Source organism: Eubacterium sp. F2 (genome assembly GCF_046244355.1).
Taxonomy (GTDB): Bacteria; Bacillota; Clostridia; order Peptostreptococcales; family Anaerovoracaceae; genus Aminicella.
In genome coordinates this window covers 198,308-211,400 of record NZ_CP176393.1, presented here as the reverse complement: position 1 = coordinate 211,400, position 13,093 = coordinate 198,308, and the positions used below count along the sequence as shown (strand labels likewise).

Below are 13,093 nucleotides of genomic sequence, written 5' to 3'. Positions count from 1 at the left end.
GCACAAAACTTCCATCCGGAAAATATCGGTCGTCTATTGAAAATGTGACAGAGGGGAAAGGAAAGCTTCTTTATCGGAGAAAACTTGTATTCGCTGTTTGACTTTAAAGTGTAAAAGTAATATAATGTGCTGAGATTAGACGGAAAGTACGACAGTGGCCGCATCCTGCAATTTTTCAGGAGATGCGGATAAAATGGAAAGGAAAATGTGTTATGGCATTCGAGACAAAGCTGAAAAGCCAGGAGAATGATGCGTTGTTCGATGCAATTCTTTCCTTAGAGACGAGGGAGGAATGCTACCGCTTCTTTACAGACATTTGCACAATCAATGAGCTGCACGCAATTTCACAGCGTTTTCAGGTTGCAAAGCTGCTTTCACAGGACCATACCTATAATGAAATTGAAAAGCAGACCAATGCATCAACGGCAACGATCAGCAGAATTAATAAATGTCTGGTCTATGGCGCAGACGGTTATAAAATCGCTCTGGACCGTATGAAGAAAAAAGAAGAGGAAGAAAAACAGAAAGAGGCTGAATAGCAGCCCCATTAAACTGTTTGTCATGATATCTGCTGCTGAAGAGAAGAAATTCCTGAGGCAGCTTTTTTCATGCATCCGGCAGAAAGGAACAGGTATGCATACACTGTATATTTTTCAGGCAGAAAGTAAACATCATATTCCGCATGGAAAGAACAGCGATCCGCTGGTTCAGAGCTGTGCGCAGGATTTCAGCAGAAGTCCGGGAAAGCATAGTGAGGAAATGGATTTTTCTATCCGCAGAACTCCGGAGGGAAAGCCGGAATTTGTGTCCGCTCCTCTGTATTTTTCCATTTCACACAGCGGAAGTTTCTGGTACTGCCTGATCAGCGATTCGCCCTGCGGACTGGATGTACAGCAGAATGAAGAGCGGGATTTTCAGCGGATCGCCAGAAGATTTTTCCGCCCGGAAGAACGGGACAGGGTCATGGAAGGCGGCAGAAGGGAGTTTTTCCGGATCTGGACCAGAAAAGAGTCCCTGGGAAAACTTCTGGGACGCGGCATGTTTCAGGCATTTCCGCTTCCGGTGCTGTCTGATTCAGAGGAATACGGATTTCAGAATGTCACAATTCCGGAATTTGACGGAGCCTGTGCATTCTGCTTCCGCAGCAGAGAAGAGGCAGACGCGCCTGTGAACATAAAGACCGTTGATCAGACCGGCCGCTGCATGCAGGCCGTAAAAACAGAGGAATAACGATGATTAATCTTGATGAATTATATAAAAAAGGAAAATTAAATCCAGAGACGATCAAAGAAGTACAGCAGGGTGAAGCGGCCGATCTGGACGAGAATTCTTCCGCTTTCGGGACAAATACCACCTGGCCGACGGGCAGCCGCAAGGAAAGGCCGCGCTGCCGGAAAACCGGTTTTTCCAGAGAACCCCATGAAAATCAGAACAGAACAAAATCCGAAAACCCATATACTGGAAAAAGGAAACACGGAGAAAAATCCGGAAAAAAACCGAAAGAAAAGAAAAAGCCTTCCGTCGACGAAGCCGCCGTCAGAAAACTGGCAAGAAAAAGTATGAGCACGGAAGAACTCCGGCAGTTCCTCAGACAAAAAGAATACAGCGATGAGGAAATCAGCGCTGAACTGAAGGAATTGAAAGCACATCATTATCTGGACGACCGGAAATTCGCCTGGGAATACCTGCAGTATGCCTTTTCCCAGAACAGAAGCCGCAGACGAGCCTTCTCAGAACTGAGAAAGAAAGGCGTATCCGAAGAAGACATGCAGAAAGCATTTATGGATTATGAAGATCTTGAGGGAAATCTCAATGAACGTGCGATGGCAGAAAAAGAAATGGAAAAAGTCCTCAGAATGGCAGATCTCACTATGGATGATCCGGTTCCGGAAAAAATACGCGGGCGGATTGCCAGAAGGCTCTCCGCCCGCGGTTTTTCCAGCAGTCTGATCTGGGATCTGCTGGATGAACTAAGACGCGGATGATGATGCTGCGGCGGGCACAGCAATCCTGCATCTACGCCGCAGTTATCTCTTCTTCAGACGGAAGGCAGAGCCCCTGAAAAAAATCAGAGGAGGTCTCTGCAATCAGGTCCTGGCCCTTCTGGTTCGGATGCATACCGTCGATACTGATATAGTCTTTATAATCATCCTGCTTCAGGAAGGCTTTCCGGATGTCGATCAGCGGAAGATGGAACTTTTCCGCAAGATGGAGGACAATGGCGTTATACTTCTGCTGCCAGAGGTAGATGGTATCGGTCGTTCCATCCAGGTACTTCAGAATATTATCCTTTGCATCCGGGCAGTTCTTCTCAGCCAGGGAAGAAACCCAGCTGTAGAAGCGGTCCTGGTCCAGAGGAGGAAGACTCATCAGCACCGGTGAGCTTCCGAGATTCTGTGTTTCTATGATCAGTTTTTCATAATTCTTTTCGAACTGATCTTCAGGAACATTGGCTTCATAAAGCTGATCCGGGTTTTCAGCGATCTTGTCCCATGGCATATCGCAGTCGTTTCCGCCGTATTCCAGGATGGTGAAATCGGACTCTGCGACATGCGCTTCGCTGCGCTGCAGAATATTCTGCCCCTTTTCTGTCGTGCAGCCGAACTTGGATACATTTTTTATGACAGCGCCGAGCATGCTCTGCAGGGTATGCATGGCGCTTTTTTTCATAAAGGTGTAACGGCCTTTTGCTTCATCAAAGATGACGCCCTTGGTAATGGAATCTCCGCAAACTGTGATTTTCATATGTCATACCCCCTGATATAGGAACTAATATTTTACTATCTAGTATTGAATACTATATCATATAATATAAAAAAGTCAATATGGAGTGATAAGTATTTATATAGTGTTTAAGAATACTGGAATATAGAAGGAGAATGTGTAATAATAAAGGGGTAAGCGGCATAACAGAGAGCCGGAGAAATCTTCTGTTCAGGAAACGGGATAAGAGGATCCGGCCGCAGGGCTGCAGATAAACAATGAAGCAGGAGAAAACAACATGGTAGAAGATATCAGAGAGAAAATACAGTGCATGCAGGCAGCGGATAAAGGCGGATCCGGTGATGAAGCTTCTGCAGAAGACGCCGCCGCAGAATTAAAGGAGAAGATGGAGCACAGCCGCCCGGAGCAGTGGGACAGAATTCCGGACATTGATCTTTATATGGATCAGCTGAAATCCTATATGGAGCGCCAGCATATCGGTTTTGAACTAACGGATACAGATGAAACGCTGACTTCTTCGATGGTAAATAACTACATTAAGAGCGGAATCATGCCAAGAGCAAAAGGAAAGCGCTACAACCGGACCCATATTGGCATCCTGACCGCAATCTGCCTGTTAAAACAGGTACTGAAAGTCGACGAGGTCGGAAAACTCCTCGGGGGATGCCTGAAAGGAAGAGATGTTCAGTCCTTCTACAATGATTTTACCGGCATGCTGGATCAGGAATACAGCAGGACGGCGGAAATGATCGATCCGGAAGCCGGCGCGGAAAAAACAGTAAAACAGGCCCTGCAGATGGCCGTCAGCGGCTACGCCCAGATTCTCGCCTGCAAAACCCTTCTGAAAACCCTGCCGGATGAAGAAGCAAAGAAATGATCTGCTTATAATAGTAAGCTTTGTGGTATAATGTCATGCGTGACAGAGGGCTGAACCCTTGCTGTTTTCCCCTTTGTCCGCGATGAGAGAATAAATGAAACGGCGGATGCATCCGGCCATGAGGCGGAGGCAGACGTATTAATGAGCGGAATGCTCCGTGAAAACAGATGAAGGTGGTAGAGAATATGACAAAAGTAGATATTTTCAGTGGATTCCTGGGCGCAGGAAAGACGACGCTGATTAAAAAACTGGTTAAGGAAGCTTATCAGGGTGAACAGGTCGTTCTGATCGAGAATGAGTTTGGTGAGATCGGCGTGGACAAGGGATTCCTGAACAGCACGGGAATTCAGATCGACCAGATGAATGCGGGATGCATCTGCTGCACACTGGTCGGTGATTTTGCGAGAGCTCTGAATGAAATCATGGAAAAGTACACACCGGACAGAATTCTGATCGAGCCGTCCGGAGTCGGCAAGCTGTCTGATGTCATCATTGCGGTGCAGGATCTGCATAATGACCAGCTTCAGCTGAACGGCTTCACCACTGTCATCGACGCGAAGAAGTGTAAGATGTACCTGGACAACTTTGGTGAGTTCTATAAGAATCAGGTGGAAAATGCAAGCTCCATCATCCTCAGCCATGTGGACGGACTGAGCCAGGATCAGCTGGATGAGTGTGTTTCCCTGCTGAGAGAGCTGAATCAGGATGCATCCATCGTAACGACTCCGTGGGACGAGATTGACGGAAGCAAGATTCTGGAGATCATGGAGAAGAAGAAGACCCTGTCTGCAGAACTGGACAGACTGAGAGAAGAAGCTCACAGGGAGCTTGCTGAGCACGAGGCTGAAGAAGCGGAAGAGCATGAGCATCATCACCATGACCACGAGGATCATGACCACGACGAGCATGAGCATCATCATGACCATGATGATCACGATCATGACGAACATGAGCATCATCACCATCACCACCATCATCATCACCATGGCCACGATGCCGATGAGGTGTTCGATGAGTTCGGCGTGGAGACATCCCATAAATTCACGAAGGAGAAGCTGCAGAAGGCTCTGGAGAGCCTGCAGGACGATCAGGCCTGCGGACAGGTGCTCCGTTCCAAGGGCATCGTCGAAGGAGAAGACGGCCAGTGGCTGGAGTTTGACTACGTTCCGGGCGAGCCGGAAGTCAGAGAGGGCGATCCGGAGACAACCGGCATGGTCTGCGTAATCGGCGTCGGACTGAAGCAGGATCACATCAAGGAACTGTTCGGCCTGTAAACGGCCGGAAGAAGAGGCAGGCTGCAGAACCCGGATGAAGGGGAGGAACCGTGCTTTCCAGCGCGGTATCCGGCAGCCTGCTGCTTTATTCACAGGGACAGGCACGCAGATGGCATTTGCAGAAATAGATTGGAGGAAAGCATGCCGCAGGAAATGAAAGAAGTACCGGTATATCTGTTTACCGGATTTTTAGGATCCGGCAAGACGACATTTATTCAGGACGCGATGGAAGGCGAGGATTTCAACAGCAATGAGGACCGCACGCTGCTGCTTCTCTGTGAAGAGGGAGAAGTTGAGCTGCATCCGGCTAAATTCTACGGCCCGAACGTCTACATCGAGAAGGTTGAGCAGGAATCAGATCTGACTCCTGAGCATCTGGACGAGCTTCTGAAGAAACACAGGGCCGAGCGCGTAGTGGTGGAATACAATGGCATGTGGGGACTGGATTCCTTCTATCAGAATATGCCAGAAGCCTGGATTGCCTACCAGGAAATGACCTTCTGCGATGCGCGGACCTTCCTGATGTTCAATCAGAACATGCGCCAGCAGACATTCGATAAGCTGAAGAGCGCAGAACTCGTCGTGTTCAACCGCTGCGTCAGAGATGACAATTTTGTGGATTTCCAGAAGCAGGCCCACAAGATCGTGCGCGTGGCCAACAGAAAATCCCAGATCCTTTATGAGTTCGGACCGGATGATGTCATCATGGATAATCTGGAGGATCCTCTGCCTTATGATCTTTCTCAGGACCGCATCAACATCGAGGACGACTGGTTCGCTGAGTGGTACCGCGATGTGAACGATCATCCGGAGAAGTACGAGGGCAAAGAATTCCGTGTCAAAGGAAGAGCTGCCGTCGGTGAAGGCCTGGCGAAAAACCAGTTTGTCTTCGGCCGCCACGTCATGACCTGCTGCGTGCAGGATATCCAGTTTGCCGGCCTGCTCTGCCAGTGGACCGACGAGGCGCAGAATCTGAAAAACGGCGAGTGGGTCAAGGTCCGTTTCACGGTAAAGAACGAGTACACACCGATTTATCAGGAAGAAGGACCAGTGCTCTACGTGCACACTCTGGCGCCGTGCGAGCCGACCGATCCGGAAGTTGCCACATTCTAGGGGCCCGGAAAATGAAGAATTATACCTACATGCTGCGCTGCGGCGACGGGTCCTATTATACAGGCTGGACCAACAATCTGGTCCGCCGGATTCATATGCACCAGAAGGGAAAGGGCGGGAAATACACCCGCTCCCATCTTCCGGTGCAGCTTGTTTATGCGGAAGTTTTTGATGATCCCCATGAGGCTAGGATCCGTGAGCCGGAGATCAAGAAGCTTTCCCGCGAAGAAAAGGATGAACTCGTGCATTCCATCACCGCTGAGGATCTGGAAAAAATCCTTGAGGAAGCCGGAACAGACGCTTCCCGGTCCGGCGCGGACACAGTCATCAGAAAGAAACGGAGAAGAGTATGAAACTGGCACATCTGGCTGATCTTCATCTGGGAAAACAGGTCAACGGATTTTCCATGATGGAAGACCAGCGCTATATTTTGGATGAAATCATCGGAATAATCAGGCAGGAAGAGGCCGATGCCGTCCTGATTTCAGGAGATGTTTACGATAAACCCGTTCCGCCTGCAGAAGCGGTGACGATTTTTGACGACTTTCTGGACCGTCTTTCAGAGATGGGAAAGGAAGTGCTGATCATCAGCGGAAACCACGACTCTGCGGAGCGTCTGGCCTTCGCTTCGCGTCTTCTGGACAGAAGCGGCGTACACATTTCTCCCGTCTATAACGGCCATATTTCCCCAGTGACCCTGAAGGATGACTATGGGGAAGTGGATTTCTGGCTGCTGCCCTTTCTGAAGCCGGTGCATGTACGCCGTTTCATCGAAGATGAGGAGGAGCGAGAACAGGTAAAGAGCTATGACCAGGCACTTGCTTACGTGATCGGCCGCCTTCCTGTGGATCCGGGAAAAAGAAACGTTCTGCTCACCCACCAGTTCATCACCGGTGCGAAAACTTCGGATTCGGAAGACCTTTCTGTCGGCGGAATCGATCATGTGGAGGCGGACCATTTCGGGAGTTTTGATTACACGGCGCTGGGGCATATTCACCGTCCCCAGAAGGCCAGAGGCGAATACATACGTTACAGCGGGTCGCCTCTGAAATACTCCTTTTCCGAGGCCGATAAAGAGAAGTCGGTCCCGATCGTGGAGCTGAAAGAAAAGGGAAATATCTCCTTGCAGCTTCATCCTTTGTCTCCGCTGCATGATCTGAAGGAGATCCGGGGAACTTATGAAGAAGTGACGGAGAAGTCATTCTACGAGCGGGAGAATCTGCAGTCCTGCTATGTCCGGGTCACGCTGACGGACGAAGACGACATTCCGGATGCGCTGGGAAAGCTGCGGCTGATCTATCCGCTTCTGATGCGGCTGGACTATGATAACGCCAGGACACGCAGCCAGCAGGAGATTTCCGGAGAGAAAACTTCGGAGAAGAAGCCGCCGGAGGAGCTGCTGGAGGATTTCTACAAGCTGCAGAATAATCAGGACATGAACGAACGGCAGAAGAAAATTGCTGAGCAGTGCATGGAAAAAGTTTTGGAGGTGAAGAGGCATGAGACCGCTGAAATTGACGATGTCCGCATTCGGACCATATGCGGGAAAAACAGAGTTGGACATGGAATCTCTGGGAAAGGGCGGTCTCTACCTGATCTCCGGAGACACCGGTGCCGGCAAGACGACGATTTTCGATGCCATCACCTATGCGCTTTACGGAGAAGCCAGCGGGGACAGCAGAAAAACCGATGAATTCCGCTCCAAGTACGCCGATGCTGACACTCCGACTTATGTAGAGCTGGAATTTTCCTATGGCGGCAAAAAATACCTGGTCAAGAGGAATCCGCAGTATGTCCGTGCGGCAAAACGCGGAGGCGGAACCACGATCCAGAAGCCGGAAGCGGAGCTGCATTACCCGAACGGCCGCGTAACCGCAAAATTGAAGGACGTGGACCGTGAACTTCAGGAAATCATGGGAATCGACCGGAATCAGTTCACCCAGATTGCCATGATCGCCCAGGGAGATTTCCAAAAACTTCTCCTTGCGCCGACCCCGGAGAGAATCAGCATTTTCAGAAGGGTATTCGGCACCCGTCCCTATGAGCAGTTTCAGCAGATGGTAAAGAGTGCCGCTTCCAAGCAGAACGTCATCTGCCGTCAGCTGAGGGAGAGAATCAGTTTCTCCAGCAATATGCTGCAGGGTCCCGCGGAATATCAGGACAAGATTGCACAGATTCACGAGGGAAACTGCATGACAGAAGAAGTGATTCATTTTGCAGAGCTTCTGATTCAGGAGGATGAAGCCAGAATCGCGAAAAACCAGAAGGAGCAGGAACAGACGGAATCCGCGCTTCAGAAAATCCGTCAGAAGCTCACAGCAGCCCGGGATGCTGCCGGAAAACAGCGGGAACTGGAAGAGTCCCGCCGCGCATCACAGCAGGCGGAAAAAGAAGTGGAAAGGCTGGAAGATAACTTCCGGAAGCAGAAGGAAGCCGCGGGAAAAGGTGCGGGTCTTCTTCAGCAGGCCGGCAGTATCGAAGCGCGTCTTTCCGACTATCCGCAGCTGGAAGAAAAAAAGTTGAAGTGCGATGACCTCCGTGAGCAGTATAAAAAGGAGCGGAAATCCCTTCAGAAAATCAGGGCGGACCAGAAGGGGAGCCGGGAGCTCATCCAGAAAAAGAAAGAGCGCCTGATGACCGTGTCCAATGCGGCGGAAAAACTGGAACAGAGCAGGTCCCGGACAGAAAGCATGAGCCAGCAGAGCGGCAGAATCATAGAAATCCTGAAGGGCTTGGATCAGCTTCAGGATGTAAAGAAAAGATCTGATGCTGCAAAAGAGCAGTTTCTCACTGCCGACAAAAAGGCGGAAGAGGCCAGGCAGAAATCTGTCCGCGCAGACCGTGCCTACCTCATGGAGCAGGCGGGAATTCTGGCTTCATCCCTTAAGGAGAACGAGCCCTGCCCGGTCTGCGGATCCCTGGACCATCCGCATCCTGCTGTGCTGAGCGAACACGCCGTGGACCAGGCCGAAGTCGAGCGCCTGAAAAAGGCCGCTGACCAGGAAGAGAAAATCCGATATGATGCAGCGATGAAGTCAAAACAGGAATCTTCCACATTGAAACAGATCTGCAGGGATCTTTCCGGCAGAATTTCCGCAGAATGCGGGAAGGGAATGCTTCTTTCATTAGACAAAATGCAGTTGGCCAAGGATCCGGACGCCCTGTGCGGAGCACTGGAAAACGGGGACGCCGGAGGCTGGAAACAGGCATTTACCTTGCAGAATCAGCTTTTGTCCTCGCAGCAGGAGACGCGGAAAAAGGAAAGGGAAGAACTTCAGGCCCAGCTGAAGGAAAAGCAGCAGCTGGAAAAGGAAATCCCGGAACTGGAACAGAAAGAGCGTCAGGACGGGGATGCACAGACCGTACTGGAGAGAAAGCTTGCTGCGCTGGCCTCGGATGGAAAGAATCTGCGGGCGCAGATTGACCAGATGCAGGCCAGTCTTCCCTATAAATCCGGTGATGAGGCGAAGGCGGCTGCGGAGAAGCTCAGAAAGCAGAAGCAGGAGCTGGACCTTGCGATGGAAAGTGCGCAGAAGGCGCTGCAGGAGAAGAAGGATGCTCTTCTGAAGATAAAAAGCCGGATGCAGCAGCTGGAAAAGGAGCTTCAGGAGAGTCCGCTTCTGGATCTGAAGCAGCTGAAGATGCAGGAGCAGGAGGCGGCAGGGCAGCAGAAGAAGCTCAGAGATGTCTACGGAAATCTCTTCCACCGTCTGGAGGATAACCGGAAGGCCTGCGCGGAGATTCAGTCCCGCAGGGGAAAGCTGGAAGAGGAGGAGCAGAAGCTGTCGGATCTGCAGAATCTTTCGGATACGGTGAATGGAAATCTGAACGGGAAGGAAAAAGTCCAGCTGGAAACCTATGTGCAGATGCACTATTTTGACCGGATTCTGCAGAAAGCCAACCGGCGTCTTCTGATCATGACGGAAAATCAGTATGAACTGAAACGGAGAAAGCACGCGGATAATGCCAGGTCGCAGAGCGGGCTGGATCTGGATGTGCTGGATCATTTCAACGGAAGCATCCGCAGTGTAAATACCCTGTCGGGAGGAGAAAAGTTTATGGCGTCTCTGTCGCTGGCGCTCGGGCTCAGTGATGAGATTCAGTCGGCGTCTGGCGGAATCCGTCTGGAATCGATGTTCGTCGATGAGGGATTCGGGTCTCTGGATGACGAAAGTCTGCAGCAGGCGCTGAAAGCTCTGCAGTCACTGGCAGAGAACGACCGGATCGTCGGGATCATTTCCCACGTGCAGCAGCTGGCGGATCAGATTGACAAGCAGATTGTCGTGACGAAGACCAGGACGGGAAGTCAGGCGGAGATTGTGCTGGGATAGGCTGCGGAGCTTTCCCTTCCGGCGCAGGCAGGCGGAGAAAGACGGATTTGTCCGCCAATCTTGTTTCATAGTTGAAAAAATTGGTGTATAATTAGTTCATGTACATTAAATACGCGGAAGCGGCAGATGGGAAAGAATATTCTCAGCTGCTGCGCCGCATCGGGACAGTAACGCGGGCCATGGACGCAGTCCGGTCCGTGCAGGTTATTGTCCGCTGAAATTACAGGAGTAGAAAATTTCTGCCGGAAAAGGCAGGATGCAGGAGGAAGACAATGCCGATTAAAGTACCGAATAATTTACCAGCTGTAGAAGCGCTGACGCGGGAAAACGTGTTCGTCATGACGGATTCCCGTGCGATGACGCAGGACATCCGTCCGCTGCATATCATCCTTCTGAATCTGATGCCGAAGAAAATAGAAACGGAGACGCAGCTTACCAGGCTTCTGGGAAATACGCCCCTGCAGATTGAGCTGGATCTTCTGCAGACGACGACCCATCATACCCATGTGACGAGCCAGGAGCACATGCTCGCCTTTTATAAGACATTTAATGAAGTAAAAGACCAGTATTACGATGGAATGATCATTACGGGCGCTCCGATTGAATTGATGCCGTTTGAAGAGGTGGATTACTGGGATGAGCTCTGTGAAATCATGGAGTGGACCAAGACGCACGTTCACTGCACCTTCCATATCTGCTGGGGCGCGCAGGCCGGTCTGTATTACCACTACGGCATTCAGAAACACGTTCTGGATGAAAAGCTGTCCGGCGTTTATCTTCACCATCTGGACTATAAAAAGGGAATGCTGTTCAGAGGATTTGACGATGAATTTTATGTACCGCACTCCAGAAACACGACGGTGTACAGAGAAGACATCGAAAAGGTTCCGGAGCTGAAAATCATTGCAAGTTCTGATGAGGCCGGGGTCTTCTGTGTAAAGTCAGAGAACGACCGCCAGATTTTTGTGATGGGACATTCTGAATATGACGCAGATACATTGAAAAAAGAATATGAAAGAGACAAGGCCGCAGGTCTGAATCCGAATGTTCCGGAACACTATTTCCCGGATGACGATGATACGAAAGAACCGATTGTCCGCTGGAGGTCCTGCGCCAATCTGCTCTATTCCAACTGGCTGAACTACTTTGTTTACCAGAGCACGCCGTTTGATATTCATCAGATTCATGAAGAGGATCTGGAGAAGGTCATGCCGCAGAAGGCAGAGCTTTCCGTCTGCAAGTTCGGCGGTTCATCCGTTGCGGACGCAGGCCAGTTTAAGAAGGTCAAGGCAATCGTGGATGCGGATCCGGCGCGCCGTTACGTGATCGTATCCGCGCCGGGCAGAAGATTCAGCGGCGATACCAAGGTTACCGATCTTCTGATCCAGAGTTCCGATGCACCGCATCTTCTGGTGAATAACATGGCAGAGGTGGAAAAGCGTTTCCGGAAAATCGCCGATGACCTGGGTGTGGAATTTGACGCAGAAGGCCAGGTGGAGCAGATTCGGAAAAACTTCAAGGCCGGAGCCGGAATCCAGTATCTGAAGAGCAGAGGCGAATACCTGTGCGCCCAATTGATGGCTGCCTATCTGGGATATGACTTCGTCGATTCCGCGCAGATGATCGTATTCAATTATGATGGAAAACTGAATGTCGAAGAGACGGAAAAGAATCTCCGGGAAGAACTGTCAAAACATGAGCATGCTGTCATTCCGGGCTTCTACGGAGCCTACGCAAACGGCGTCACACACACCTTCTCCCGAGGAGGTTCCGACATCACCGGATCCCTTGTCGCGGCAGCAGTCGGCGCAGACCTCTATGAAAACTGGACCGATGTTCCGGGACTTCTGATGGCCGATCCGCGCATTGTTGACAAGCCGCTTGCCGTTCCGGTAATCACCTATAAGGAGCTCAGATCCCTGTCTCTGATGGGCGCAGAAGTTCTTCATGAAGATGCTGTCTATCCAGTCAGAAAGAAGGGCATTCCAATCAATATCAAGAGCACCAACGAGCCGGAAGAGCCGGGCACACTGATCGTCAGCAAGGCCAGCTACTATAAGCAGGTGCTGGACGTTTCCGGGATTTCCGGAAAGAAGGGCTATGCAGTCATTTCCATCGTGAAAGAGAAACTGAATGAAGATCCGCAGTTCCAGATCAGGCTCGCTAACGTTCTAAGCGAGCAGAAGATCAAGGTGGAAAAACGCAGCACCGGCGTTGATTCCGTCGAACTGGTCGTTGAGGAAAAAACCCTCCGCGGCAAGGAAGATGCCCTGAAAGCTGCGCTCTGCGAAGGAACCGGCGCATCCTCCGTTGAAATAAAGGGCAGTCTGGCCCTGCTCGCGGTAGTCGGAAGAAAAATCGCTTCCGCGCCGGGAGTCAGCGTAAAGATGTTCGACGCGCTGTCCCGGGAGAAGATCAACATCCGCTTCATTGATTACGGCAGCGACAGCATCAGCATCACCGTCGGCATCGATGAAGAAGAGTATAAACACGCCATCCGCGCCGTCTATCAGGAGTTCATCACCTGCGTTTCAAAGCCGGTGGAATAATAGCAGAATAATAATAACAGAAAAAACCGGGACGCAGGCGTTGATCAGTCTGTGTCCCGGTTTTACTGTCTATTCGTCAGACGGCAACAAGGTTCCCGGGTACCCGCCCGACGCTTCAGCGTCGTGGAAGGGTGGGGTTCTTATTGTCTGGCCGTTAGACGACAACAAGGTTCCCGGGCACCCGCCCGACGCTTCAGCGTCGTGGATGGGTGGGGTTCTTATTGC

Annotated in this window: 10 protein-coding genes and 2 pseudogenes; 11 read left to right on the top strand and 1 reads right to left on the bottom strand. The window is 50.9% G+C overall.

From position 1 onward, the window contains the following. Positions 1-212: 212 nt before the first annotated feature. The 3 genes from ACI77B_RS00840 to ACI77B_RS00830 all read left to right on the top strand — a co-directional run bounded on the left by ACI77B_RS00840 (position 213) and on the right by ACI77B_RS00830 (position 1,985). Entirely contained in the window at positions 213-539 is a 327-nt protein-coding gene (locus ACI77B_RS00840) for a YerC/YecD family TrpR-related protein (RefSeq protein ID WP_409336938.1), read from the top strand. Between the two features lie 94 nt (positions 540-633). Then, on the top strand, positions 634-1,230 hold the full coding sequence (locus ACI77B_RS00835) for a 4'-phosphopantetheinyl transferase family protein (protein WP_409336937.1): 597 nt from the start codon (positions 634-636) through the stop codon (positions 1,228-1,230). A 2-nt stretch (positions 1,231-1,232) separates the two neighbouring features. After that, a complete protein-coding gene (locus tag ACI77B_RS00830; protein WP_409336936.1) occupies positions 1,233-1,985 on the top strand; it encodes a regulatory protein RecX in 753 nt (250 codons plus the stop codon). 31 nt (positions 1,986-2,016) lie between these two features. Here the strand turns inward: ACI77B_RS00830 and ACI77B_RS00825 are convergent, their stop codons facing one another. After that, entirely contained in the window at positions 2,017-2,745 is a 729-nt protein-coding gene (locus ACI77B_RS00825; protein ID WP_409336935.1) for an SGNH/GDSL hydrolase family protein, read from the bottom strand. 256 nt (positions 2,746-3,001) lie between these two features. Here ACI77B_RS00825 and ACI77B_RS00820 point away from each other — a divergent pair, with 256 nt between their 5' ends. From ACI77B_RS00820 to ACI77B_RS00785, 8 genes and pseudogenes are all read left to right on the top strand, one after another. After that, positions 3,002-3,601, top strand: a complete 600-nt coding sequence (locus tag ACI77B_RS00820) for a DUF1836 domain-containing protein (RefSeq protein WP_409336934.1) — start codon at positions 3,002-3,004, stop codon at positions 3,599-3,601. A 185-nt stretch (positions 3,602-3,786) separates the two neighbouring features. Next, positions 3,787-4,875 carry a GTP-binding protein gene (locus ACI77B_RS00815; RefSeq protein WP_409336933.1) on the top strand — a complete coding sequence of 363 codons (1,089 nt, stop codon included), beginning with the start codon at positions 3,787-3,789 and terminating at the stop codon, positions 4,873-4,875. Positions 4,876-5,016: 141 nt separating this feature from the next. Continuing rightward, on the top strand, positions 5,017-5,988 hold the full coding sequence (locus ACI77B_RS00810) for a GTP-binding protein (protein WP_409336932.1): 972 nt from the start codon (positions 5,017-5,019) through the stop codon (positions 5,986-5,988). A gap of 11 nt (positions 5,989-5,999) precedes the next feature. Further along, positions 6,000-6,341: a GIY-YIG nuclease family protein gene (locus ACI77B_RS00805; RefSeq protein WP_409336931.1), complete on the top strand. Its 342-nt coding sequence runs from the start codon at positions 6,000-6,002 to the stop codon at positions 6,339-6,341. Further along, positions 6,338-7,402 (top strand): annotated as a pseudogene (locus ACI77B_RS00800) (exonuclease SbcCD subunit D); the annotation flags it as partial. The gene ACI77B_RS00805 and the pseudogene ACI77B_RS00800, both read left to right, overlap by 4 nt. 148 nt (positions 7,403-7,550) lie before the next feature. Then, positions 7,551-10,319: an SbcC/MukB-like Walker B domain-containing protein gene (locus tag ACI77B_RS00795; RefSeq protein ID WP_409337674.1), complete on the top strand. Its 2,769-nt coding sequence runs from the start codon at positions 7,551-7,553 to the stop codon at positions 10,317-10,319. Between the two features lie 272 nt (positions 10,320-10,591). Then, positions 10,592-11,503: pseudogene (gene metA, locus ACI77B_RS00790) on the top strand (homoserine O-acetyltransferase MetA); the annotation flags it as partial. 24 nt (positions 11,504-11,527) lie between these two features. Continuing rightward, the gene (locus tag ACI77B_RS00785) at positions 11,528-12,868 is read left to right on the top strand and encodes an aspartate kinase (RefSeq protein WP_409337673.1); all 1,341 of its coding nucleotides are present in this window, start codon (positions 11,528-11,530) and stop codon (positions 12,866-12,868) included. Positions 12,869-13,093 lie beyond the last annotated feature (225 nt).